Here is a 25,898-nt window from a genome sequence, read left to right as displayed (position 1 = left end):
TTTGGCTGAACCATCGATCAAAGTGGTACATCGGCAACGTGTTCAACCCAGGGCGCTTCTTGAAAATGTGGACTCACGAGCTCGCGCCATTTTTGAAAATTCTCGCTCTGACGAAAGTCAACCATGTGCCGTTGAACTGTATCCCACTGAACAAATAGCTGGTATTGCTGGGGATTCTCTACACAACGGGCCAGCGTCACGCCGTGACAACCTTCGAAAGACAAAAAGTGGGGCTTGGCTAATGCAACTTTTTTCTCAAATTCGGTTTCTTCACCAGCCTTGACAAGCAAATGTGCAATTTCAGTCACCACGATCATGCCTCCAGTTTAAATTTTTTAGGCGATTGCAAAGCAATCATCACAGCAATAACCAAGCCAGTGTATCGTAGAAGCAGGTGGGTGGATTTGTCTCACCACAGAATCGCCCAAAGCCAATCAAGTTTAGGATGCCGGCTCCCTGTTTGATTTAGGAGTAAATCGAGATGCACAAGTCAAGAAGTGACACTAGCTTGAACCTTCTCGGAGCTGCCGGCACAGTGACCGGTTCCAAGACTCTTTTAAAGGTCAAAGAGCATCAAGTCATGATCGATGCCGGGTTGTTTCAGGGATACAAGAACCTAAGACAGCTCAATTGGCTTGAGTTGCCGTTCGATGTCAAAAAACTATCAGCGGTCGTCTTGACGCACGCTCACATCGACCATTCAGGTGCGTTGCCGTTGCTCGTGCGTCAAGGATATAACGGTCCGATTTACACATCAGATGCCACTATTGATGTTGCGAGTGTTTTACTGATTGATAGTGCCAAGTTACAGGCTGAAGAGGCTGAGTATGCCAATCGGCATCACACATCCAAGCACCATCCGGCCAAGCCGCTTTACACCATCGATGATGTAGAAAAAACGCTCGAACTATTCGAACCGATGCCGTTTGGTCAATGGCAGGAAGTGTTGCCTGGATTGCCGGTCAAACTGCAGTATGCAAGCCATATCCTTGGCGCGGCATCCATTCGAGTCAAGGCCAATCAAGATGAAATCGTGTTTTCTGGTGATTTGGGTCGAGCCGAAGCACCGATTCTCGGTGCGCCCGAGCCACTTGGCGACGTCGATTATCTGGTGATGGAATCAACTTACGGTAACCGTCGCCATCCAAGCGAAGATCCGAAGCTCCTATTAGCAAAAATCATCAAAGACACAGTAGAGCGGGGTGGTGCGGTTTTATTGCCAGCGTTTGCGGTTGGTCGTTCACAAGTACTGCTGCACACGATTGACTCTCTGATCAAGTCTGGCCAAATTCCGAAAGTACCCGTGTTTTTGGATAGCCCCATGGCGGTCAATGTCACTGAACTTTACAAGCGTCATCACGATGATCATTTATTGTCGCAAAAAGCGATAAAAGAGGTCTTCGGCATCGCAAAAATGGTGCAAACAGTTGAGCAGTCGAAGGCATTGAATGAGCTCAAATATCCACGCATCATTATCTCGGCCAGTGGCATGGCAACCGGTGGCAGGGTGCTGCATCATTTGCGTACTTTGGTGGGTGACCATCGCAACTCGATCGTCTTTGCCGGGTTTCAGGCTGCGGGCACCCGCGGTGCACGCATGGTGGCCGGTGAAACTTCGATCCGTGTGTTTGGGCAAGATCTGATCATCAAGGCTAGCATTCATTCAATTGACGGGTTTTCTGCACATGCGGATGCCGATCAATTGATTGACTGGCTTAAAACAGCGACACGAGAGCCTCGCCGAGTTTATCTTAATCATGGTGAACCTGACGCTGCCGATGCTTTGCGTCTACGCATTGAACGTGAGCTTGGCATTGATTGTGTGGTTCCATTGCTTGGGCAGGAAGTGCGCTTATGACCCAGCCTGCAAGCTTGATCTACAAACCATTAGGTATTGATACTTTGCAAGAGCATGTGGCATTCATGCATCGTGATTGCCATATCTGCAAGTCTGAAGGCATCGAGGCACAGACTCGAGTTGAACTTAGGCATCACAATAAAAGTGTCATTGCGATCGTGAACGTGATCCATTCAGATCTACTAGATTGTGGCCAGATTGGACTGTCATTGAACACCGAACAGGATCTCGGTGCTAAACAGGGTGACCCTATTGAAGTGATGCAGGCAGCTCCCTTGGACTCACTGAGTCAATTGCGCACCAAAATCTACGGCCACAAACTTGATCGGCATGGATTTGAGACTATCGTGTCCGATATTGCCAAAGGTCGCTACGCCAACATCCACATTGCAGCCTTCTTAACAGCCATGGCAAGTCGGCGCGCCAATGTGCAAGAGGTCATCGACTTGACTGCCGCCATGGTTGCGATCGGTGAACGCCTGAGCTGGGGGGTAAGTCCAGTGGCCGACAAACACTGTGTTGGCGGTTTACCAGGCAATCGAACGACGCCTATTGTGGTGGCCATTGTTGCCAGCGCTGGCTTAACCATGCCTAAAACGTCCTCAAGAGCGATTACATCGCCAGCCGGCACTGCTGACGTGATGGAAGTCATGACACCGGTTACATTGAGTCTTGACGCCATGCGTGCCGTGGTGGACAAGGAGGGCGGTTGTTTTGTGTGGGGAGGTTCGCTGGCTCTGAGCCCAGCCGATGACTTGATGATCAAAGTCGCTCGTCCACTTGAGCTTGACAGTGATGCCCAACTCGTTGCCTCTGTACTGTCCAAAAAAATTGCTGCCGGGTCAACTCACACAGTCATTGATATTCCGATCGGCCCAACTGCCAAGGTTCGTAGTAAAGAGCAGGCTGACCAGCTCGAACACTTACTCAACCAGGTTGCTTTTGCCAATGGCTTGAACTTGAAGGTAGTCCGTACTGATGGCCTGCAACCTGTTGGCCGCGGAATTGGTCCTGCACTAGAGGCTAATGATGTCATTGCCGTTCTAAGAAACCACCCGCAAGCGCCGACTGATTTACGCGAACGAGCGTTAAGGCTAGCGGCTGAAGTATTGGAGCTCTGTGGTAAGTGCCCGGCGGGTGATGGCTATCGATTGGCCAACTCAATTGTGGTGTCTGGTCAGGCCTGGGAAAAATTTCTAAGGATTTGCCACGCTCAAGGAGGCTTTACAGAACCATTGCGCGCACCAATAGTGCATTTGGTTACTGCAAGCGTTGCCGGCACCATTAACGCGATCGATAACCGTCGATTGGCCAGGCTCGCAAAACTCTTGGGCGCACCAGAGGCCAAAACTGCTGGCGTGCAGCTGCAAGTGGCTCTTGGTGATACGGTCAGTCGTGGTGATCCATTGTTCAGTATGCACGCAGAAGCTCAAGGAGAGCTGACCTACGCGTTGACGTATTTGGATTCCCATCCGCCGTTGTTGATTGAAAGCCAATGAACACCATTACCTAAACGTAATTATCAAAAACAATATATAAGACTCTGATTATTAATGATTAAATTAATAGAAAAGTGTTACGAGCAGATCTGTACTCTCACTTCTTTAAAGCGCATAATGTATATTATGTAAAGTAACTGATTTATGGAAGTATGCAATCCGCCTATCGTATTCCCTTTGGCAGTTTCATTCTCTATTGAGCGAAATCTCTTTCTGGGCAGCTAGCGCCTGCTCTGGCCAAGACGACTTGATGTAGGCCAAGATCAGCCTGATTTGTTCATCTGACAGAATCGATCCGAATGCTGGCATGTCACTCTGGTATCCTCGCGGCGCGTTGACACCGCCCATAAAACCGATCTTGATCATCTCAATTAATTGGGCATCGGAATGGTGCCAGGTGTGACCAGACACATCGTGGGGTGGCGCTGGCAACCTGCCATTGGCCATGCGGTCGCGCCATTTGGGCTCGCCTTGGAGGTGCACGCCATGGCAGCTCGCGCAGTAAGCGTCATAAAGGCGCTTACCTTCAAGCCTGGCTTGACCATCATCCGGGGAAATCCAAGCATCCGTTGCAATTCTGGAATCGCTCATGAAATGCCAGACGCCATAGCCGATGGCCATCGGCAGTAAAGCCACCAAAACAGGAACAAAATATCGCATAAGCATGCGATTTAGGTGGTAAACCTCTGACGAAGTTCGCGTACCCCGCGAGCAAGCACCCTCGCCTCAAGTCCGACTGCTACAAACTTCGCACCCAAAGATAAGTAGCGCTTGGCTAGGTTTTCGTCTGGCGTCAGGATGCCAGGCGCTTTGCCGTGCTTCAGTATGGTGAGGATGGCGTTCTCGATAACCGTTTGCACATCGGGATGACCGGGATTTCCAAGATGACCGTAAGCGGCTGCAAGATCGGAGGGACCTAGAAAGACGCCATCCACACCCTCGACAGCGCAAATAGCGTCAAGGTTTCCTATTGCTGTTTGGGTTTCAGCTTGAACGAGCAAACAAACCTCGTCGTCTGCGACTTGCGCGTAGTTCTGACGTAAATCCCACCGAGAGACTCGCGCAGTGCCGTAGCCAACCCCCCGAAACCCCTTAGGCGGATATCGAGTGGCGCGAACAAGCTCTCTTGCTTGTTCGGCGCTATCAACCATCGGGATCAATAGAGTCTGTACGCCGATATCGAGCAATTGTTTGATCAGCACGGGATCACCGATAACCGGACGCGCGATTGGATGAGTTTGCGGATACCCACCACACGCCTGAATCTGACTCAAGACGGTTTGGATATCATTGGGCGTGTGCTCGCCATCGAGCAAGAGCCAGTCGTAGCCAGCCGTGGCACAAATTTCTGCGGTAAACGCACTCGGAATCGACAGCCACAAGCCTATTTGTGGCTCACCCCTTAGCAATCGCTTTTTGAACCGGTTATCAAATGTGAGATTCATGCTGGTTTTTCCGGGCTCATTAGACCAATTGTGCCACTGCGTCACCGAGTGCAACCGTATTGGAATTGCCACCTAGATCTGGCGTACGGGGACCCTGGGCAAGTACCGTTTCGATGGCCTTTAAGATCGTGTCGTGCGCCTGCAGATAAGGTTGCTGCTCGTCACCTGAGAGCCCACGCCCCAGAAAATCGAGCATTAATGCAGCCGACCAAATCATCGCGATAGGGTTAGCAATGCCTTTGCCGTAAATATCGGGCGCAGAGCCATGAACGGGCTCGAACAAGGAAGGAAACTGTCGATCCGGATTCAGGTTACCCGATGGCGCCAAGCCAATCGTACCAGTACAAGCTGGCCCCAGATCCGACAAAATATCGCCAAACAGGTTGGACGCAACGACTACATCAAAGCGGCCAGGCTGCAACACAAAACGAGCCGATAAGATATCGATATGTTGTTTGTCAGTCGTAATGTCGGGGTATTTTTTTGCCATCTCCGCAGCCCTGCTGTCCCAATACGGCATGCTGATGGCAATACCGTTTGACTTGGTGGCAATGGTCAGGTGCTTGCGTGCCCGCTGGCTGGCGAGTTCAAACGCGTATTTAAGTACCCTGTCAGTTCCAATACGACTAAAGACCGACTCCTGGATCACAATCTCGCGATCTGTACCCGGGAACATGGTGCCACCGAGCGAGGTATATTCACCCTCTGTGTTTTCTCGCACCACAAAAAAATCAATATCGCCCGCTTTGCGATTGGCCAGCGGACACGGTACACCATCGAACAAACGCACTGGACGCAAATTGATGTACTGGTCGAATTCGCGGCGAAACTTAAGCAACGATCCCCACAGCGACACATGGTCAGGTACGGTGTCGGGCCAACCGACCGCCCCGAACAATAAGGCGTCGGATCCGGCCAAACGCTCCTTCCAGTCAACTGGCATCATGTCACCATGCTTGGCGTAATAATCACAAGAAGCCCATTCGTGATGTTCAAATTGCAGTTTCAGGCCGAATTTATCGACCGCCTTTTGCAGGACTTTCAAGCCCTCAGGCATGACCTCCTTGCCAATACCATCACCAGGTAATACTGCGATTCGAAATGTTTTGCTCATGTTGCGTGCCTTATCCATTAGCTGGGCGCTCACTAACCCTTGGTTGTTACTAAATATTCAGTGTTGCAAGCATTTGTCTCGTGATGCTGGGCGAATCGAGGCCAGAGGCTCATCTCGGCCCAGGGTCGTCACCAAACTCTCGCGACAACTGGCCTGCTCTCTCATAGGCAGCCTGCATTGCGCGTTGAACGATCTGAGCCAATCCTTCAGTCTGCATGACTTTTAGAGCCGCTTCAGTCGTGCCACCTTTGGATGTCACCCGCTCGCGCAAAACGGAAACAGGCTCAGCAGATTGAGAGGCCAATTCGGTTGCACCGGCTAGTGTGGCTAGCGTTAATTGCTTGGCTTGAACCTCATCTAGCCCCAAGGCCACGGCCCCTTCCATCATGGCCTCAATGAACCGGAACACATAAGCCGGGCCGCTACCGGAGACCGCTGTCACTGCATCAATCATGTCATCGGAGTCTACCCAGACAACCTCGCCAACGGCAGACAGGATATTTTGCACGTGCGCACGATGCTCAGCCGAGACTGCCACGCCGGCTGCCAGTCCGGTCATTCCCTTCTCTACCAACGCCGGTGTATTGGGCATGGCTCGCACCACCAAAGGCCAAGGCTTTGTGGATGAACCTAGCCAGTTCGACAAACAAGTCATCGAGATCCCCGCTGCGATGCTCAGCACCACAGTGTGTGGCAACAAGAAGGGTTTGCACTGCTGTACGACCTCGGCGAGTTGCTGAGGCTTTACGGCCAGCACCCACATCTGGTGATGCGACAAGGACTGATCCGGCTCACTTGACACGGATAAGCCGCGCTCACGCCAGCGGGCACGCGTATCACCATTGACCTCGATGACATGAAGACGCTCGGGTGGCATCCCTCGCTTTAACAGCCCCTCAATCAGTGCGCCAGCCATGTTGCCGCCGCCCACGAATGCAATATCAATGTGTGTTGTCATGGTTGCCAAGTGTACGCTGTTCGATGGCTTTATGGACTGATGGTTTGGTCTTTGTGTCTAACCGTGAATCAAATACTGAGCCAGGATCCCAGCAAAGACCATCGCCCCAAACCAGTTGTTATGGCGAAATGCCCGGAAACATGCCGCACGGTCACGGTGTCTGATCCAGCGCATGTGCACCAAGGCTATTGCGCTGGCCAAGGCCAGGCCGCTCAAGTAAGGCACCCCCCACCCCATCAACAGGCCCGCATACCCAAGCAAGATGATTGCAAGGGTATAGCAAACTCCTATTGCTACGACATCATATTGACCAAATGTGATGGCTGCAGTTTTCAATCCGAGCTTGACATCATCGTCGCGATCAACCATGGCGTATTCCGTATCGTAAGCCACTGTCCAACATATATTGGCCAATAACAGTACCCAAGCAACTAACGGCACAGAATCCGTCACGGCAGCAAACGCCATCGGAATACCAAAACCAAAGGCAATGCCAAGATAAGCTTGCGGCACGCCAAACAGCCGTTTCATCAAGGGATATGTAGCCGCTAGCAACAACGCCACGAACGAGAGTCCGATTGTGAGTGCATTTAGACTCAGAACCAGCACAAACGCGATCAATGCCAAGCCACCTGCCACCATCAAGGCCTCTTTGGGCTTGATCAGTCCTGCGGTGAGCACACGAGCTTGCGTGCGCTGCACGTGTCTATCAAAGTCGCGGTCAAAGTAGTCGTTAATCGCACACCCGGCTGAGCGCATCAAAAATGTACCGACAACGAATATCACCAGAATGGATAAAGGTGGATTGCCCTGCCCGGCTGCCCACAGGGCCCACAAAGTGGGCCACAGCAGCAATAAAGTGCCTATCGGTTTGTCCAGACGAACGAGCCGGGCGTATAGGCCAAGCCGACCCATGACTGCAGCTGTCATGACTTAGCGTAAAAGACTACGTAACATCCACGCATTTTTCTCATGAACGTCCAGACGCTGGGTCAGTAAATCGGCGCTGGGCTGATCATTGGCTTGGTCAGCCTGATTCAGCGCGGTGCGCGCTGTTTTGGCGACCGCTTCATTGCCTTGAACCAGCAAGCGAATCATATCGGTGGCTTCTGGCACAGCCTTGGGTTCTCGAATCGAAGAGAGCTTAGCGTAATCGGCGTATGTACCAGGTGCATAATGTCCAAGCGCTCGTATTCGCTCGGCGATGTCGTCAAGCGCTGTCCACTGCTCGGTGTATTGAGTCATGAACATCGCGTGCAAGGTGTTGAACATTGGCCCTTCCACATTCCAGTGGAAATTGTGGGTCATCATGTAGAGCGTGTACGAGTCAGCCAACATTTTTGACAGTTCGCTGGCAACTGCCGCTCTATCCTTGGCTGATATGCCAATGTTGATTGGGGGGGCTTTGGCAGTTGCTGTGAGCTTTTTAGCCATGATCTTGTCCTCTACAAAAATACCGACAACGTTTGAATCCAGAATACCACTGCACCGACTACTCGTCTAATGCACTGACATCAAGCTTGAGCATCTGCACTCCAGGTAACTGCGTTGCCTGTATTGCCTGAGCAAGCGCTTTAATCGCTGGCATGCGCGGAAAACTTTTACGCCAGGCCAGTACCACTCGACGTTCAGGAACGGGTGCTTTGAAGGGTACATACTTCAATAGCCGGGACTCGGGATGGTCGTTGCCCATCAATGACGTAACCGGCATCACGGTTAAACCAATCCCTGCGGCAACCATGTGGCGGATCGTCTCAAGCGATGATCCTTCAAACGTACGTTGTATGCCCTCGGATGCATCCGAGTAACGCGACAATTCCGGACAGACACCAAGCACATGGTCCCTGAAACAGTGACCGGAGCCAAGTAAAAGCATGTTTTCTTGCTTGAGGTCCTCGGCATCAATTTCCTGGCGGCTCGACCATGGATGATGTGCTGGCATGGCCACCATAAATGGCTCATCATAAATAGGCACCATACTTAAACCCGAATCCGGCAGTGGCAACGCCATGATGGCGCAGTCGATTTCGCCTTGGCGTAACAGCTCGACGAGCTTGACCGTAAAGTTTTCTTGCAAGATCAATGGCATTTGTGGCGTGCGCTCGATCTGCGTCGGTATCAGGCGAGGCAAAAGGTACGGGCCAATGGTGTAGATAACACCGACTCGCAATGGCCCTGCCAAAGGGTCATGACCCATGCGAGCTATTTCCTTGATGGCAGCGCTTTCTTGCAACACTTTATGTGCTTGTGCAACGACGCGTTCACCCACTGGCGTGACACCAATTTCAGAGCCGCCGCGCTCAAAAATAATAATGCCGAGCTCATCCTCAAGTTTCCGTATGGCGACTGATAACGTCGGCTGGCTGACAAAACAAGCCTCAGCAGCCCGCCCAAAATGTCGCTCTCGGGCAACAGCAACGATGTACTTCAGTTCAGTCAGTGTCATCAGTCATCTCTCCTGCTTCTATCCTAACCGTTTAAATAAGCCTCACGCCCCTGCATCCAGCGATTAATATGACGCCGCGCAATGTCTGGGTATTCTTGTCGTAATCTTTGGGCCAATTCTTTAGCTCGAGTAACCCAATGCGCATCAGCCTCAAAGTCCGCAAAACGTAATAACGACAAACCTGATTGACGCGCTCCGAGGAACTCACCTGGGCCGCGCAACTGCAAATCCCGCCTGGCAATTTCAAATCCATCGTCAGTCTCATACATCGCTTTTAACCGGTACTTTGCCTCTGCTGATAGAGGTGGCTCATACATCAATACACACACTGACTCGCGAGTACCCCGCCCCACTCGTCCACGTAGCTGGTGTAACTGTGCCAGCCCAAAGCGTTCAGCGTGCTCAATCACCATTTGACTGGCGTTTGGCACATCCACCCCAACCTCAATGACTGTGGTGGCCACTAGCACAGAAATCTCACCGGTTTTAAAACGCTGCATGACTTCAGTCTTATCTGCTGCAGACATCCGTCCGTGCACTAGACCTACTGTCAAACCTGGCAAGGCTTGCCTTAGCATTTCGTGTGTATCGACTGCAGTTTGCAGCTGTAACGCTTCGCTTTCCTCGACCAGAGGACATACCCAATAGACCTGTCCGCCTTTGTTCACGGAGTCACGCAGTCCTTCAATGACTTGCGTGCGGCGCGAGGCACTTACCAGCTTGGTTTTGACGGGTAGACGCCCGGGCGGTCGCTCGTCAATGACTGACACATCCAGATCCCCAAAGAATGTCATCGCCAAAGAGCGAGGAATAGGCGTGGCGCTCATGGTTAGTTGATGTGGCAGTCCACCCAAGGCTTTGCCACCGAGCGATAAGCGCTGCGACACACCAAACCGATGTTGCTCATCCACGATGGCTAACCCCAAGTCGTGAAACTCTACGCCTGATTGAATCAACGCTTGCGTACCGACCACGAGCTGCGCCTGCCCGCAAGCAATCTCGGCCAACGCTTTTCGTTTGACTGGAGCGCGTAATCCTGCAGAAAGCCAAACACAGCGCAGGCCAAGCGCACGTGCCCAAGGCTCAAGCTTTAAAAAATGTTGCTCAGCCAGGATTTCGGTTGGAGCCATGACGGCGGCCTGTTTGCCGTTATCGATTGCGCGCATGGCAGCTAACGCGGCCACCACTGTTTTACCGCTGCCAACGTCGCCTTGCAGCAACCGATGCATCGGATAGCTTTGCGCTAGATCCGCGTGGATTTCAGCCACAACCCGTTGCTGAGCACCTGTGAGTTGAAATGGCAAATGAGCCAACAGCTTATCAGCCAAGCTGATCCTATCAGTTGGTGGTAACAAAGGTTCGGCTCGACGTTCCCGCCGTTGCTCGCGTGCATAGGCCAAACTCAATTGTTGCGCTAGTAACTCATCAAACTTCACGCGTAACCAGGCCGGATGCGTCCGGTCCTCAAGGCAGACAAGGTCATCACCCGGTTTGGGTCGATGCAAAATATCGACCGCTTGCTCAAAGCTTAGCAAACCATAGGCCTGCACGACCGCCGGCGGTAGCGTGTCACTGAGGTCGACAGTTTGAAGAGCCGTTTCAATATGCTGGCGGATCGCTCTTTGTGCTAGACCTTCAGTGGATGGGTAAACCGGGGTCAGCGATGTGGGCAGTGGCTGGGACGGGCTTGACACTTTGGGGTGCACCATTTCAAGCCCCTGATACCCCGCCCGAATCTCACCCCGCACTCGCCATCGCTTTCCGGCCTGCATTTGTTGAATCTGGCTAGGATAAAAATTGAGCCATCGCAGCTGTATGGTGCCCGTGTTGTCTCTAAATTGGGCAGTCAAGTATTTTCTGGGGCGATAGATCACCTCGGACGATACAACTTCGCCCTCAATCTGAAGGTGTCGCCCTGGGGTGGCGACTGATATGGTCTGAAGACTCGTTTGATCTTCATACCGAATCGGGAAATGCAAGACAAAATCGAGCGGCGTCGATAGTCCAAGCCGCTCTAGTAGTGTTGTCGCACTGCGACGTTTAGAGGGCGACGATGGCTTCGACCTCAAATGAGGCCCCCTTGGGCAAGCTGGCCACACCGACGGTTGATCTCGCTGGAAACGGCTGTGGGATCATGGTAGCCATGATTTCATTGACTACAGAAAAATTATTTAAATCAGTAAGATACAAGGTTAACTTTACAATACTGTTTAAACTGCCACCGGATGCCTCAACCACTGCCTGCATGTTCTGAAATGCCTGTTTGACCTGCTCCTCAAAAGAAGAAGTGACAAGCTCTCCAGTGGCTGGAACAAATCCAATCTGCCCGGACAGAAACACCAGCTTTGAGGCGCTAGTAGCGACTGCCTGCGAATAAGGGCCGACTGCCGCTGGTGCTTTATCTGTGTGAATAATTTCCTTGCTCAACGCTGTTCTCCTTTTGAGTTTGAGACACACGACAGATCGCGCGATAGTTAAATTCTAATCGTTTACTCAGCTTGAATAAATCAGGGTTATAAAAACCACCCTGGTTTTCAGCTTATGCAAGGTTGGATACTGGTGCCAGCCGCCTGTCTGAACGCCCGGCCTCCAATAAACCCACAGAGAAAGTTTAGTGATTTTGCGTGAAATGCGTCCGCGATGTATTTTCGAGCGCTCAAAATTTACACGCACGATGCTAGACGCTAACGCTAGCGATCAAAGGGTCGATGCGGTTGACCAAGGTTCCGGTCAACTATCGCAATCTAGAGGATTGGGAGGCCCTAGCGTTTTGCCAACGACAAGACTCAGTTGGCTCAGAGTCCAGGGGGATCCATCCCGAGTTCGCGCAATTTCCGCGTGATCGTATTACGTCCCATGCCAAGCCGCGAAGCAGCTTCAACTCGCCTGCCACGACAAGCGCGCAAGGCGGCATCGATGACGGCCCGCTCAAACTCTTCGGTCAATGTGCCCCAAACGTCGGGTTGGGCACTCGCTAGGCGCTCAGAAGCCTCCTGCGAGAGCAGCTCTGTCCAACTTTTGTTCATGGGAACCGACTTAGGTGAAACGATCGGGGCGCCTGCTTCAGCCTCAGGATGATCGACTGCTAGGGGCACACCTGAGGACACCTCTGGCGGCAGATCTGTCACATTGACTGTTTGACCGGGCGCCATGACCGTTAGCCAATGACAAAAGTTCTCGAGTTGACGCACATTGCCGGGAAAATCAAACTGCTGTAGCTGCTGCATAGCAGCTTCAGACAAACGTTTGACAGGCACACCAAGCGCTTTGGCACTTGCGCTCAGGAAATGCTTTGCGAGCGCTGGCACATCTTCTTTGCGCTCACGCAGCGGCGGCAAGCGTAACCGAATGACGTTCAGTCGATGAAACAGATCCTCACGAAACTTGCCTTCGCGAACCCTTTCCTCTAGCGGCTGATGGGTGGCCGCCACAATGCGCACATCGACCTTGACTGGCTGTGAGCCTCCGACACGATAAAAAGTGCCATCTGATAAAACTCTCAGCAATCGCGTTTGCAGCTCAAGCGGCATATCGCCGATCTCGTCAAGAAACAGCGTTCCTCCGGAAGCCTCTTCAAACCGACCTCGGCGATTGGCACTCGCACCAGTGAAGGCGCCACGTTCATGGCCAAACAGTTCTGCTTCAAGTAAATCGCGTGGAATGGCAGCGGTGTTAAGCGCCACAAAGGGCGCGTGTGATCGCATGCCGTGGTCATGCAAGGCACGCGCAACAAGCTCTTTACCGCTTCCCGACTCGCCGGTAATCAAAACCGTTACGTTCGATTGAGCAAGTTTGCCGATGGCTCGAAACACCTCTTGCATTGCGGGCGACAGTGATTGCGTCAGCATCGCACGACCACTGCTCTTACCATTACCAGCTTTATCCTCACCGTTGCCCGCTGAGCCCTCGGTGTTTTCTTGGATGGCCCGCTCGATTAATGCAACCGCTTCGTTAACGTCAAATGGTTTGGCTAAAAAATCAAATGCGCCACCCTGAAACGCAGAAACGGTGCTATCAAGATCTCCATAGGCAGTCATTACGATCACGGGAAGCTTTGGGTGCTCTGACTTGATTTCGCCAAGCAGCTTCAATCCGTCCTTGCCAGGCATACGAATATCGGTGATCAATGCAGCAGGCGTATCTTTTTGCAACGCTTGCTCAACTTCTTGAGCACAAGCAAAACTGATGGTGTCGATATTGGCTCTCATCAAAGCTTTTTCTAACACCCACCGGATGGCTTGATCGTCATCGACTATCCAGACTGGCTTCATGACAACTCCATCGGAATCAATAATCGAAACTCTGTGTGGCCTGGCTTGGATTCCATTTCAATCAGGCCGCCATGTTGCTGTAGCAGATCTTGTGCCAGACTTAACCCCAACCCGGTACCACCCTCACGTGCGGTTACCAATGGGTGAAACACTTTGTCCTGTATGGCAGCAGGCACCCCGGGGCCATTGTCGATCACTGCAATTTCAGCAACCATGCGATGCTGCCGTCTATGCAACATCACTTGACGCGCGATTCGGGTGCGCACCACAACCGTTGGTCCATCTCGATCTGATTGTGTGAGAATCTGAGCCGCATTGCGCACAACATTTAGGAGTGCTTGCACCAATCGGGCGCTGTCCGCCTTAATTTCGGGCATAGATGCGTCATAGTCACGTACCAAATCGACATCCGGAAATTCGGCGCGAACCAAAGCACACACGCGCTCGCAAACTTCATGAATGTTGATTTCATGAATCTGCATGGGACTTGCTTGTGGTGCGGCTAATCGGTCAACCAGCGCTTGCAGTCTGTCTGCCTCAGAGATAATGACCTGGGTGTATTCGGTGAGTCGCTGGTCGGGCAATTCGGCCTCAAGCAACTGGGCCGCACCGCGCAAACCACCGAGCGGATTTTTGACTTCGTGGGCCAGATTCCGCAAAAGCTCATGCTGCACCTGAATTTCTTCGGCCAACCGCTGAGTACGGTCAACGACAGACCGGCTTTCAAGATCTGCTAGCTCCATTAAAGCCGACCATGGCTGCCCCATCAGGCTGATCGTCGTCACTGACACTTCACGCTGCGTACTATGTCGCGCAACGGTTGCCACTTGTCGGCAACTCTCAAGCGTGCCCTCACAGGCATGGAGTACCGATTGTGCCAAGGCCGCATCTTCTTCAAACAGGGCAATTGCCATCTGCCCTTCGATCTGCCGTTTGGACCGACTGAAAAGATCCTCAGCGGCTGCGTTGGCGCGAACCACCACACCATCGCGGTCAAGCAATAGAACGGTGGTCGCTAACAGATCATAGGGTTCGATCGGTGTCATGGTTGTCGGGCCGGGTCTGGCCCGACCACCTAGTTACACATGATTACAGGCTGTAATACATATCGAACTCAACCGGGTGTGTGGTCACACGCATGCGAGTGACTTCACCCATTTTGAGCTCGATGTAGGCATCAATCATTTCGTTGCTAAAGACACCACCGCGGGTCAGGAACTCGCGATCTTTGTCCAGAGCCTCCAAGGCCTGATCGAGTGAATGACATACGGTGGGGATCTTTGCATCCTCTTCCGGAGCCAAGTCATACAAGTTCTTATCAGCTGGATCACCTGGATGAATCTTGTTTTGCACACCGTCCAAGCCGGCCATCATCAATGCAGAGAAAGCCAGATAGGGGTTGGCAAGTGGATCGGGGAAACGTGCCTCGATACGGCGAGCCTTGGGGTTGCCTACATAGGGAATACGAATCGAAGCCGAGCGATTACGGGCGGAGTACGCCAACTTGACCGGCGCTTCAAAGTGAGGCACCAGGCGCTTGTATGAGTTGGTGCCAGGGTTGGTGATTGCATTTAGCGCCCGCGCATGCTTGATGATCCCACCGATGTAATAGAGGGCAAACTCGGACAAACCAGCATAGCCGTTACCTGAAAACAGGTTTTGACCATCTTTCCAGATCGATTGATGCACGTGCATACCCGATCCGTTATCGCCAACAACTGGCTTTGGCATGAAGGTTGCGGTCTTACCGTAGGCGTGCGCCACATTTTGCACGGTGTATTTCAGAATCTGGTTCCAGTCGGCACGACGCACCAGCGTATTGAACAGAGTGCCAATTTCTGATTGACCAGCACCCGCGACTTCATGGTGGTGCACTTCAACCGGAACGCCCTGCTCTTCAAGCAACAGGCACATTTCAGAACGCATATCCTGGAACGAATCGACCGGCGGCACTGGGAAGTAACCACCCTTGACTTTTGGACGGTGAGCCAGGTTGCCGCCTTCGGTATCGGCTGCCCGAGTCCAGAAGCCTTCGTCAGATTTGATCTTCACAAAGCAACCTGACATATCGTCATTCCAGGTTACGCCGTCGAATACAAAAAATTCGGGTTCCGGACCAAAGTAAGCCGTGTCGCCAAGTCCGGTTGATTTCAAATAAGCTTCAGCTCGCTTTGCCAAGGAACGAGGGTCACGATCGTACCCTTTCATGTCGGATGGCTCGAGCACATCGCACGTCAGGATTAGGGTGGACTCTTCGCGAAATGGGTCCATATGAGCCGTATCGCAATCGGGCATGAGCAACATGTCGGATGCTTCAATACCTTTCCAGCCAGCGATTGATGAGCCATCAAACGCTTGACCCGACTCAAGCTTGTCAGCGTCGACTAGCTTTGCAGGCACTGATACGTGCTGCTCTTTACCGATGGTGTCAGTGAAACGAAAGTCAACGAACTTGACATCGTTGTCTGCGATCATTTTTAGTACGTCTTGCGTCGTGCTCATAATGGCTCCGAATCAATGGTAGGTTTGAGAGTAAGGTCACCGCCGTTAAGGGTGTTGCAAGCACAAAAGCAACATTCATGCCAAGTTTCTGATGCGTCCACGATCGGCAAATGTACGTCCGGGAAGCTGCAAGAAAGCTATAGATGCCCTAAACTAGGGCATTATGCACCACTATGATGCACTATTTCAGTGCAAAAAGCTAGCGCAAGAAGATACTCTGCAGCTCATTAAGGTGCCGCCAGCCAAGATCAGTCGGCCTGACGATTCGGTTGGAGACGGTCAACAGTTTTTTTTGCTTCGCTTTTTGAAGCAGCGGCGTAATTACAGAACTCGACAGACCCGTATGTTCGGTAAACAGATCCAAATTGATGCCGTCGCGTAACCGCAGTGCATTCAGAAAAAACTCAAACGGCAAATCATCCTCGGTGAGTTCACGATTTTGTGCAATATGCTCGCCAGTAAACGCAAGCGTTGACTGCATCCATTGAATTGGATTGCGAGTCCTTGCTTGACGGACAATCCGGTCGGGAAACGAAATCTTACTGTGGGCGCCTGGCCCTATCCCAAGATAATCCCCGAAAGTCCAATAATTCATGTTGTGTCGGCAGCGAGCGTTGTGGCGCGCATAGGCCGATACTTCGTATCGCTGCCAACCTGCACTTTCGACCAATTCCTCAATTAGCCCCTCCATTTGCTCAATGGTCTGCTCATCGGGAAGTGTCGGTGGATATTTGGCAAACACAGTCTGCGGCTCAAGCGTTAGCTGATATAAGCTTAAGTGCTCTGTCTGAAATGAAACAGCGAGTTCAAGATCGCGCTTGCACTGAGTAAGCGTTTGTTCCACGAGTCCATACATCAAATCAAGATTCACTCGTGCGACCGCGTTCTGCGCCAAATCAATCGCGAACATCGCTTGCTGAGAATCATGAATGCGCCCCAAACGTGCGAGATGCTCGTCATCAAATGATTGAATACCTAGCGATATCCGGTTAACTCCACTGGCGGCGTAGCTTTTGAACCGATTGGCTTCAACCGTACCCGGGTTGGCTTCAAGCGTGATCTCGGCATCTGGCCACAAACTCAAGCGCGCCCGAATCATGCCGAGCATCTGGTCAATCGTTGCTTCGCAGAGCAAACTTGGTGTGCCGCCACCAATAAATACCGAGTGAATTTGTCTGCCCCAAATTAGCGGTAGTGCCTGTTCTAGATCCGCTGTCAAGCTAGACAAGTAATCCGATTCGGGTAGGGACTCAGGCGCTTGGTGTGAGTTGAAGTCGCAGTAGGGACATTTACGCACACACCATGGAACATGGATGTAAAGTGCAAGTGGCGGCAAACTCGACAGCCCCTGACCCAACGTTGGCGCGCCTGATGGTTTACCTGGCGTCTCATCAAAGATCGGTATGACGCGTTTATCCAAAATTACACTCTCAATGAGTGCAGCCCGAAACCAACCCTCGCTGGCTCATTTGCTCAATGAGCGAATGCATCGCCTGTCCACGATGGCTGACGCGATTTTTTTCAGCGGGATCGAGCTCGGCTGCTGATACGCCTAGATCAGGCAACCAGAAATGCGGGTCGTAGCCAAAGCCATGATCACCACGAGGGTCCGCCCTAACCTCACCCATCCATAAGCCTTGCGCAATGATGGGCAGAGGATCATCACGACGAGTCACGAACACCAATACGGCGACATAATAGGCGCGACGATCATCGAAACTAGCCAGAGCCTGCACTAATTTGGCGTTATTGAGCAGATCTTGATCGACACCTGGCTGAGGCTGCGCGTATCGGGCCGATCTGACGCCAGGCGCTCCACCCAGAACCGGTACGCATATCCCGGAATCGTCGGCAAGCGCCGGCAGACCGGTTTGTGCACTAGCGTGACGTGCCTTGGCCAGCGCGTTTTCCACAAAAGTGTCAAACGGTTCGTCTGCAGGCGATACTGCAAATTCCGATTGACTGCGGACTTTTACGCCAATCGGAAGCAGCAACCGATCAAATTCACGCAGTTTCCCGGTGTTGGCAGAGGCCAGCACCAACTCAGACAATTGGGTATTAGCGACCATTTTCTTCGCGTTCGTCGGTAGGCACGTCATCTTGCAGCATCTGTACTAGCTCGCGCGCGAATGATGGCAATGCATCGAGGTCACGTACACAAACATGCAATTTGCGCTCTGCCCAAGCATCGGTTAGCTCAATAACACGGATTTTCATGGTGTTGCTGTAGCGCAGCGCCGCTTTTTGGGGCACCACACCAATCCCTACGCCAGCCTCGATCATGCGGCAAACAGCATCGAAACTACCAACCTCTACCCGGAAGCGAAACGGGTACCCCAAATTATCTGCCGCTTGAATAAGGAATGCGTGTATGGCGCTCCACTCAGACAAACCAACGTATTCGAAGTCGAGGGTTTCGTTAAATGAAACAGAGTCACGATCAGCCAGCGGATGACTAGCTGGAGTAACTAACGCGAGGCGATCACGCCGATAAGGTAAATATTGCAATTCAGCATTTGCTGGCTTACCAGCAACGATGCCAATGTCAGCAGTACCGTCGATGACCGCTTTCACAACGAGATAACTTAGTCGCTCACGCAGATCAACCGTCACATCGGAGTGCGAGGCCAAATATCGACTAAGCACTGCCGGCATGAACTCATTCATGGCAGTCGTGTTGGCAACCATCCTGACTTGGCCCTTGATGCCTCGGGAATATTCATAGATATCGCCACGCAAATGCTCGATCTGTTGCAATACCTTACGCGCATGCCGCATGAATGCCTCGCCCGAAGGCGTTAGCGTCACACCCTGACTGTTTCGATGAAACAATCGAGTCCCGAAATGCTCCTCGAGATTTTTCACGCGGTTACTAGCCGCCGGAAGTGACAGGTGCGAACGCTCAGCACCACGGGTCAAGCTATTGGCATCCCCAATATTGACAATGAGCTGAAGGTCTGTAAGGTCAAAATGACTAGCCATGTGTTTTTGCTAAAAATTATGCTGCGGCGCAATGCACTTGCCGACCGCCACGGTTTGCCCTAGGCAAAGTCGGGGTTTGTGAAACGTCAATTGGCAAAGGTGCGTTCGGCAGGCTAATTTGGCGCGGTATCAAATCTCAATGATAAGCCAAATATGACAACCTACGCAGAACAGTATCAAGACATCCGTGATGGCATCCGTAGCCTCTGTGCTCAATTCCCCGATGAATATTTTCGCAAGGTGGACGAGCAACGAGGCTATCCCGATGAGTTTGTGAAAGCACTGACCGATGCTGGCTGGATGGCTGCTCTCATTCCTCAAGAATACGGTGGCTCAGGATTGAGCCTGGCTGAAGCCTCAGTCATCATGGAAGAAATCAACCGCTGTGGTGGCAACTCGGGAGCCTGTCATGGGCAGATGTACAACATGGGCACACTGGTGCGCCACGGATCAGAGGAACAAAAGCGCCTCTACCTCCCGAAAATCGCCTCGGGCGAATTACGACTGCAATCAATGGGTGTGACTGAGCCGACCACCGGCACCGACACCACCCGGATAAAAACAACTGCTGTCAAGAAAGGCGACAAGTACGTCATCAATGGACAAAAGGTCTGGATTTCTCGAGTGCAACATTCTGACTTGATGATTCTGCTTGCGCGCACTACGCCGCTAAATCAGGTCACCAAAAAATCGGAAGGAATGTCGATTTTTATAGTCGATTTGCACGACGCGGTTAAAAACGGGATGACCATTCGTCCGATCCTGAACATGGTGAATCATGAAACCAACGAGTTGTTCTTTGACAACCTTGAAATCCCCGCTGAAAACCTGATTGGCGAGGAAGGTAAGGGCTTTAAGTACATCCTCGACGGGTTGAATGCGGAACGGGTGCTGATCGCTGCCGAGTGTATTGGTGATGGCTATTGGTTTATCGACCGCGTCACGAAGTACGTCAAGGACAGGATCGTGTTTGGACGCCCCATCGGACAAAACCAGGGCGTGCAGTTCCCGATAGCCAAGGCATACATCAATGTTGAAGCAGCCAGCCTGATGCGCTACGAGGCGTGTCGTTTGTTTGACGCGCACCTGCCTTGCGGTGCTCAGGCCAATATGTCGAAACTCTTGGCTGCCGATGCATCTTGGGAAGCAGCTAATGCGTGTTTACAGTTTCATGGTGGGTTTGGTTTCGCTTGCGAATATGACGTGGAGCGTAAATTCCGCGAAACACGCCTATACCAAGTTGCCCCCATTTCGACCAACCTGATCTTGTCATACGTGGCCGAGCATGTGTTGGGCCTGCCACGTTCATTCTAATTCTGTCGAGGTAAACCATGTCTACTGCCACTCACATCGCCGAGTCGAACCCTGGGCAAACTGCCGTGTTGCATCCGAGTGCCACGCTGGCTACGTTTGCTGCCAATCTTCGTTTTGAAGACATCCCTGCGGCAGTGGCACGGCGGTTTGAAGATCTGCTGCTCGACACCATGGCGTCAATCCTAGCTGGCTCTAAGGCCAGGCCGGTACTCAACATGGCGGACTTCGCCAAAGCAATGGGACCGGCGCAAGGGCTGAGCGAAGACTTTGTGCGTCGCACTCACACTTCACCGTATTTCGCAGCAATGGTTAACGCTGCATCGGCGCACTTTGTTGAACAGGATGACGTGCATAATGGTGCGGTATTTCACGCCGCAGCAGTCGTTATCCCACCAGCGCTCGCGGTAGCCCAAGCCATTGGCGCATCTGGCAAGGACTTTATGACAGCGTGTGTGGCTGGCTATGAAGTTGGCATCCGCATAGGTGAGTTCTTGGGTCGTCCACACTACAAAACTTTCCATACAACCGGCACTGCCGGGACGATTGCCGCGGCCGCTGCGGTCGGGCGTTTGTTGAGTTTGACGCCTGAGCAAATGCTCAATGCTTTCGGGTCAGCAGGAACGGTGACTGGCGGCCTTTGGGAGTTTTTACGCGATGCTGCTGATTCCAAGCAGCTGCACACCGGCCATGCTGCGTCGACGGGTTTGCAAGCGGCGTATTTAGCGGCAAGCGGGTTTACCGGCGCGAAACGCATTCTCGAGGGCAAGCAAGGGCTTGGTGTTGCCATGACCACCAATGCCGATCCAGCCAAGCTCGTTGATGGCCTGGGCAGCCGTTGGGCATTGGCTGAAACCTCCTTCAAGTTCCATGCCTCTTGCCGGCACACCCACCCTGCTGCGGACGCTTTGCAAAAAGCAATGCTGGATAACAACCTGAGCGTAGATGATATTGAGTCAGTCGTAGCCCACGTGCATCAGGGTGCCATTGATGTGCTCGGTCCAGTCACTGACCCCAAGACAGTGCACCAATCCAAGTTCTCAATGGGTACTGTCCTGGGCTTGATCGCGGTTAAAAACAGCGCTGATCTTATTAGCTTCGATTCAGTGCTGGGCGACGGCAAGATTACCGAATTCCGTGAGCGTGTGACCATGGTGCTCGATCCCGAAATTGATCAGGCATATCCGGCACGCTGGATCGGAAAGGTGACCGTGACCACTCGCGATGGCAAAACCGTCACGACGGTAGTGGAGGAACCCAAGGGCGACCCCGGCAACACACTATCGCGCCCGGAAATCGAAGACAAGGCCATGCGACTTGGAACTTACCAAAACGCAGCCACGGCGCAGGAGGTCAAGTCAATCATTGATCAAGTCTGGCAAATCGAAACGGCAGCCAAAGTCGGCAATCTTTTATTGAACTAGCAATGACAATAGACATTAATCATCCTGTCATTCGTCACATACAAACGCTGCCTGATCGTCGTGCTGGTGGCAATTACGTCACCTATCGGCAAATCGGACATCTGTTGTACGTATCTGGACAGACGTCGACCCAGGATGGACGTGATCCAATCGTTGGCCAGGTTGGTAAAGATCTATCGATCGAGCAAGGATATGAGGCTGCCCAACTTTGCATGCAAAATATCCTTTTAGTGTTACGTTTGGCGGTTGGCGGCGATTGGAGCAAGGTGGCCTCTTGCGTGAGACTAACCGGGTATGTCAACTCAGAGGCTCCGTTTGGAGACGCCCCTAAAGTGATTAATGGAGCGTCTGATTTGATTGTAGAGATTATGGGTGAGTCTGGCCGTCATGCCCGCTCAGCAATCGGGGTGGCAGCATTGCCTGGAAATGTTGCCGTAGAAGTCGAAGCAATCTTTGAACTGCGCCAGTAGTCTGATCAAAGTCATGCCCGGGCCTGACTGGCGAGTTGCTGCAATTGCGCGATCCCTGTCTGAGCAAGGTCGATTAGCTGGTCAAGCATGGGTCGCTCAAACGTATGCCCCTCGGCAGTGCCCTGCACTTCCACAAACCTGCCACTGCCGGTCATGACCACATTCATGTCGGCATCACATCCAGAGTCCTCTTCATAGTCAAGATCTAGGCGAGGCTGGCCGCCAACTAGTCCGACCGACACTGCAGCCACACTGTCCAGTAATGGACTATCCATTAAAGCCCCCGCTGCAAGCAAGCCATCGATGGCATCAGCTAACGCCACCCAGGCACCAGTGATGCTTGCACAACGCGTGCCTCCGTCAGCTTGCAATACATCGCAGTCGATATGAATGGTTCGCTCGCCAAGCGCAGATAAATCAATGACAGCGCGCAAGCTACGGCCGATCAAACGTTGAATCTCTTGCGTGCGACCGGACTGCTTTCCTCTTGCGGCTTCACGATCTGATCGGGTGTGGGTTGAACGCGGCAACATCCCGTATTCAGCTGTTACCCAGCCTTGCCCCTTACCTTTGAGAAATGACGGGACTTTATCCAGTACGCTGGCTGTGCATAAAACCCTTGTTTCACCCATACTGATCAAGACAGATCCTTCCGCATAGCGGGTAAAACCGCGCACGAACGTCACGGGTCGAAGCGCATCAAAAGGCCGTTGATGTGCTCTTGGAATCGATTTGGTTGGCTCGGACATTCATGTTCCTTGACACGTTAAAACTCGTTGAATTCAATGCGGTAACTCAACAAGCCACTGCGCTCATTGCTATGATTTGCGGACGGGACATCCGTCCGGGCCACAACCGTTGAGTTACACCAATGAGCGACAGTATACGCACACCGCATTTTGACGCGATCAAACTGGTCTGGGGGCTGTGCATTGCCCTGTGGGTCGGAATACCGAGCAGCCTGGCTCAGGTTGCAGCACCCTCCTCGCAAGCCGTACTGCAATACGCCCAACGCCAGGAAATTTTTCAGCCGAACGTCGCAACAGGTGGCATGGTAGCGAGTGATCATTACCTTGCCTCCGAAATCGGGGCAAACATCTTGAAACTTGGCGGCAATGCAGTTGATGCCGCCGTAGCCACTGGTTTTGCACTTGCGGTGGTCTTGCCCTATGCCGGTAATCTTGGCGGTGGCGGCTTCATGCTCCTGCACCAATCAAGTCAGAATGTCACTGAAGCGATCGATTTCAGGGAAATGGCGCCACAACAGTCAAGTGCTGACATGTTTCTTGATCACAACGGCAACGTCGCGCGTGAATGGTCGATCGAGTCAACAGCCGCGATTGGTGTCCCAGGCAGTGTGGCCGGGCTGTTATTAGCGCTCGAGCGCCACGGCACGATGTCTCGTGAGACGGTCATTGGACCAGCGATTGCACTAGCTCAAGATGGCTTTATCGTATCGCCCACTTTAGCCAGGCTACTGCGTACGCATGCAGATCATTTGTACAAGTCACCGCCTAACCGGTCAATTTTTTTCAGGCGAGTCGCCCATAGCAAGTGCGAGCCAATCGTATGTCCTCGTGAATCGCTGCGGCCTTTAGCGGCGGGCGAAACACTGATACAAGCTGATCTGGCAAACACACTGAACAGAATCGTGAATCTAGGTGCGGATGGCTTCTATCGTGGCCCGGTAGCAAGCCGTATTGTCGACACGATCAATGCCGATCGTGGACAAATGACACTGGGTGATTTGCGCGACTATAAAGCCAAGATAAGACAACCCATCTGGGGCGATTATCGTGGTATCCAGATTGCCAGCATGCCTCCGCCAAGCGCTGGTGGCATTCATCTGGTGCAGATGCTCAATATGCTTGAACAGTGGGCGATTGCTTCCGATGGTTGGGGCAGTGCCATCAACCTGCATCGCTTTAGTGAAGTCGCCAAGCTTGCGTATGCAGACCGCGCAACCCACCTTGGTGACGCTGACTTTTACCCAGTGCCCATCCATGAACTGATTGCAAAAGACTATGCCCAATCCAGACTGTCATTGATCAATGAAACACACGCCACCGCGAGCGAGCAAATCAAATCAGGTCAGCCCAAGACACAAGAAAGCACTGAAACGACACACTTTTCTGTGGCAGACCGGCATGGCAATCTGGTGGCAACAACAACCACACTGAACCTAAACTTCGGCTCAGGCTGGATGGCCGAAGGCACTGGGGTGTTGCTAAACAATGAAATGGATGATTTCTCGGCAAAGCCTGGATTTCCAAATGCCTTCGGTCTGATTGGTAACCAGGCCAACGCCATAGCACCGGGCAAACGTCCACTCAGTTCAATGACCCCCACCCTCTTATTCAAAGAAGGCAAGCCATGGATTGCGACGGGATCACCAGGTGGGTCACGCATCATCACCATCGTCTTGCAATTCATTACCAATGTCTCTGACCACGGCATGAACATTGCCTCTGCCAGCGCAATGCCCCGTATGCATCACCAGTGGTTACCAGACACGTTATGGCTCGAACAGGGTTTTAGCCCGGATACCATCGCGATTTTGCGAGGCATGGGACATCCGGTTAAAGCAAGCAGAGCGGCAGGCCGCTTACAATCGGTAGCCATCGAAGGCAGGCAACAATTCGGTGCAAGTGACCCACGCAGCACAGACGGTGCTGCCATTGGAATTCTAGAATGACCATCAAAAGCATGACGGGCTACGGTAATGCCCAAGCCAGCAGTGACAACTGCACGGTAACCATCGAGATTCGAAGCGTTAATAGTCGCTACCTCGAAACGCAGTTTCGTATGCCAGATGAACTTCGCATGGCAGAGATGCCGCTTCGAGAGCTGGTGTCGCGAACATTGACGCGCGGCAAAGTGGATGTGCGAGCTAGCTATAGCCGCCCTCAGAAAAGTCTCTCCTCTGTGGTGGAGCAACGCACGTTAGATGACATTCAAGCAGTCTTTGAGCGGATCAAACAACAATTACCGAACATACAGGCACCGACCTTTGCTGACGTCTTGCAATGGACCGAAAGCGAAAAAAATGTTTCCGATCCGACGCGATGGGTCCCCCTTTGCCTTGAGGCTGCGAATGAAGCACTCGCGCAGTTGGTGCAGTCCCGAGAACGAGAAGGCGCCAGACTAGCCGATCTCATCAAAGGTCAGGCCATGCAGGCAAAAGACATCGTCATTGCGCTCAAAGCTGAATTACCTGTCTTGTTGAAATCGCAATCAAATAGACTGGCATCGCGTATGCGCGAAGCGCTTGACCAGGTCAGTCCCGAGGGTCTGACACACATTCGGCCAGAAGAGATCTCTGAACGGCTGGCAGCTGAAGCCAATCTGTTCTCACTGCGAGCTGATGTCGCTGAAGAGCTAGACAGGCTTAACCTGCATTTGGATGAGCTTCAGGACAGCTTAGCCACAAACGACCGCAGCACAGCCAGGCCAAATACCAAAAGCGTAGGTAAACGGCTCGACTTCCTGTTCCAGGAAATGAACCGTGAGGCCAACACGCTGGGTTCAAAAGCAGTTGATATTCGATTAACCAGAGCCGCTATGGATCTGAAACTCTTGATCGAACAAATGCGCGAACAGATTCAGAACATCGAATGA

The 25,898-nt window shown here is 52.4% G+C and carries 24 protein-coding genes; 7 read left to right on the top strand and 17 right to left on the bottom strand.

Annotated features, from left to right (window positions below):
- Positions 1–17 precede the first annotated feature (17 nt).
- The gene (locus DHf2319_RS07265; RefSeq protein ID WP_243477502.1) at positions 18–311 is read right to left on the bottom strand and encodes an antibiotic biosynthesis monooxygenase family protein; all 294 of its coding nucleotides are present in this window, start codon (positions 309–311) and stop codon (positions 18–20) included.
- Between the two features lie 170 nt (positions 312–481).
- Between DHf2319_RS07265 and DHf2319_RS07260 the strand changes: the two genes are divergently transcribed.
- Both DHf2319_RS07260 and DHf2319_RS07255 read left to right on the top strand, forming a co-directional pair.
- Entirely contained in the window at positions 482–1,858 is a 1,377-nt protein-coding gene (locus DHf2319_RS07260; RefSeq protein WP_243477501.1) for an MBL fold metallo-hydrolase RNA specificity domain-containing protein, read from the top strand.
- Complete coding sequence (locus tag DHf2319_RS07255; RefSeq protein WP_243477500.1) at positions 1,855–3,357, top strand: thymidine phosphorylase family protein; 1,503 nt, start codon at positions 1,855–1,857, stop codon at positions 3,355–3,357. The genes DHf2319_RS07260 and DHf2319_RS07255 overlap by 4 nt, the downstream gene beginning before the upstream one ends.
- Positions 3,358–3,543: 186 nt before the next feature.
- Here DHf2319_RS07255 and DHf2319_RS07250 read toward each other — a convergent pair whose 3' ends face one another.
- From DHf2319_RS07250 to DHf2319_RS07180, 15 genes are all read right to left on the bottom strand, one after another.
- A complete protein-coding gene (locus tag DHf2319_RS07250) occupies positions 3,544–4,017 on the bottom strand; it encodes a c-type cytochrome (RefSeq protein ID WP_243477499.1) in 474 nt (157 codons plus the stop codon).
- A gap of 11 nt (positions 4,018–4,028) precedes the next feature.
- Entirely contained in the window at positions 4,029–4,802 is a 774-nt protein-coding gene (locus DHf2319_RS07245; protein WP_243477498.1) for an aldolase/citrate lyase family protein, read from the bottom strand.
- Positions 4,803–4,821: 19 nt separating this feature from the next.
- Positions 4,822–5,916, bottom strand: coding sequence for a tartrate dehydrogenase (locus tag DHf2319_RS07240; protein ID WP_243477497.1), 1,095 nt, complete (start codon positions 5,914–5,916; stop codon positions 4,822–4,824).
- 109 nt (positions 5,917–6,025) lie between these two features.
- Positions 6,026–6,874 (bottom strand): pyrroline-5-carboxylate reductase, encoded by an 849-nt coding sequence (gene proC / locus DHf2319_RS07235; RefSeq protein WP_243477496.1) that lies wholly within the window; start codon positions 6,872–6,874, stop codon positions 6,026–6,028.
- Between the two features lie 57 nt (positions 6,875–6,931).
- Entirely contained in the window at positions 6,932–7,804 is an 873-nt protein-coding gene (ubiA, locus tag DHf2319_RS07230) for a 4-hydroxybenzoate octaprenyltransferase (protein WP_243477495.1), read from the bottom strand.
- 3 nt (positions 7,805–7,807) lie between these two features.
- A complete protein-coding gene (locus tag DHf2319_RS07225) occupies positions 7,808–8,308 on the bottom strand; it encodes a Dps family protein (protein ID WP_243477494.1) in 501 nt (166 codons plus the stop codon).
- Between the two features lie 58 nt (positions 8,309–8,366).
- Positions 8,367–9,320: a LysR substrate-binding domain-containing protein gene (locus DHf2319_RS07220; protein ID WP_243477493.1), complete on the bottom strand. Its 954-nt coding sequence runs from the start codon at positions 9,318–9,320 to the stop codon at positions 8,367–8,369.
- A 23-nt stretch (positions 9,321–9,343) separates the two neighbouring features.
- On the bottom strand, positions 9,344–11,389 hold the full coding sequence (gene recG, locus DHf2319_RS07215) for an ATP-dependent DNA helicase RecG (RefSeq protein WP_243477492.1): 2,046 nt from the start codon (positions 11,387–11,389) through the stop codon (positions 9,344–9,346).
- Positions 11,361–11,747 (bottom strand): Rid family detoxifying hydrolase, encoded by a 387-nt coding sequence (locus DHf2319_RS07210; protein ID WP_243477491.1) that lies wholly within the window; start codon positions 11,745–11,747, stop codon positions 11,361–11,363. The genes recG and DHf2319_RS07210 overlap by 29 nt, the downstream gene beginning before the upstream one ends.
- Positions 11,748–12,115: 368 nt before the next feature.
- The gene (gene ntrC, locus DHf2319_RS07205; protein ID WP_243477490.1) at positions 12,116–13,591 is read right to left on the bottom strand and encodes a nitrogen regulation protein NR(I); all 1,476 of its coding nucleotides are present in this window, start codon (positions 13,589–13,591) and stop codon (positions 12,116–12,118) included.
- On the bottom strand, positions 13,588–14,637 hold the full coding sequence (gene glnL, locus DHf2319_RS07200; RefSeq protein ID WP_243477489.1) for a nitrogen regulation protein NR(II): 1,050 nt from the start codon (positions 14,635–14,637) through the stop codon (positions 13,588–13,590). Before glnL ends, ntrC begins: the two co-directional genes overlap by 4 nt.
- A gap of 43 nt (positions 14,638–14,680) precedes the next feature.
- Entirely contained in the window at positions 14,681–16,093 is a 1,413-nt protein-coding gene (glnA, locus tag DHf2319_RS07195; protein WP_243477488.1) for a type I glutamate--ammonia ligase, read from the bottom strand.
- Positions 16,094–16,292: 199 nt separating this feature from the next.
- Positions 16,293–17,513 (bottom strand): radical SAM family heme chaperone HemW, encoded by a 1,221-nt coding sequence (gene hemW, locus DHf2319_RS07190; RefSeq protein WP_369810167.1) that lies wholly within the window; start codon positions 17,511–17,513, stop codon positions 16,293–16,295.
- 10 nt (positions 17,514–17,523) lie between these two features.
- On the bottom strand, positions 17,524–18,162 hold the full coding sequence (gene rdgB / locus DHf2319_RS07185; protein WP_243477487.1) for an RdgB/HAM1 family non-canonical purine NTP pyrophosphatase: 639 nt from the start codon (positions 18,160–18,162) through the stop codon (positions 17,524–17,526).
- The gene (locus tag DHf2319_RS07180; protein WP_243477486.1) at positions 18,152–19,075 is read right to left on the bottom strand and encodes a LysR family transcriptional regulator; all 924 of its coding nucleotides are present in this window, start codon (positions 19,073–19,075) and stop codon (positions 18,152–18,154) included. Before DHf2319_RS07180 ends, rdgB begins: the two co-directional genes overlap by 11 nt.
- Before the next feature lie 153 nt (positions 19,076–19,228).
- On the opposite strand from DHf2319_RS07180, the gene DHf2319_RS07175 reads away from it, so the two are divergent.
- Genes DHf2319_RS07175 through DHf2319_RS07165 form a run of 3 tightly spaced genes read left to right on the top strand, consistent with a single transcriptional unit; the run spans position 19,229 to position 22,280 of the window.
- Complete coding sequence (locus DHf2319_RS07175) at positions 19,229–20,389, top strand: acyl-CoA dehydrogenase family protein (RefSeq protein ID WP_243477485.1); 1,161 nt, start codon at positions 19,229–19,231, stop codon at positions 20,387–20,389.
- Positions 20,390–20,406: 17 nt separating this feature from the next.
- Positions 20,407–21,810 carry an MmgE/PrpD family protein gene (locus DHf2319_RS07170; protein WP_243477484.1) on the top strand — a complete coding sequence of 468 codons (1,404 nt, stop codon included), beginning with the start codon at positions 20,407–20,409 and terminating at the stop codon, positions 21,808–21,810.
- Positions 21,811–21,812: 2 nt separating this feature from the next.
- On the top strand, positions 21,813–22,280 hold the full coding sequence (locus tag DHf2319_RS07165) for a RidA family protein (protein ID WP_243477483.1): 468 nt from the start codon (positions 21,813–21,815) through the stop codon (positions 22,278–22,280).
- A gap of 11 nt (positions 22,281–22,291) precedes the next feature.
- Here the strand turns inward: DHf2319_RS07165 and rph are convergent, their stop codons facing one another.
- On the bottom strand, positions 22,292–23,029 hold the full coding sequence (rph, locus tag DHf2319_RS07160) for a ribonuclease PH (RefSeq protein ID WP_243477482.1): 738 nt from the start codon (positions 23,027–23,029) through the stop codon (positions 22,292–22,294).
- Positions 23,030–23,151: 122 nt separating this feature from the next.
- Between rph and ggt the strand changes: the two genes are divergently transcribed.
- Both ggt and DHf2319_RS07150 read left to right on the top strand, forming a co-directional pair.
- On the top strand, positions 23,152–24,975 hold the full coding sequence (gene ggt, locus DHf2319_RS07155; RefSeq protein ID WP_243477481.1) for a gamma-glutamyltransferase: 1,824 nt from the start codon (positions 23,152–23,154) through the stop codon (positions 24,973–24,975).
- Positions 24,972–25,898 carry a YicC/YloC family endoribonuclease gene (locus tag DHf2319_RS07150; protein WP_243477480.1) on the top strand — a complete coding sequence of 309 codons (927 nt, stop codon included), beginning with the start codon at positions 24,972–24,974 and terminating at the stop codon, positions 25,896–25,898. Before ggt ends, DHf2319_RS07150 begins: the two co-directional genes overlap by 4 nt.

It is taken from the genome of Orrella daihaiensis (assembly GCF_022811525.1).
Taxonomy (GTDB): Bacteria; Pseudomonadota; Gammaproteobacteria; order Burkholderiales; family Burkholderiaceae_B; genus Algicoccus; species Algicoccus daihaiensis.
This window is presented reverse-complemented; position numbering and strand designations above follow the sequence as displayed.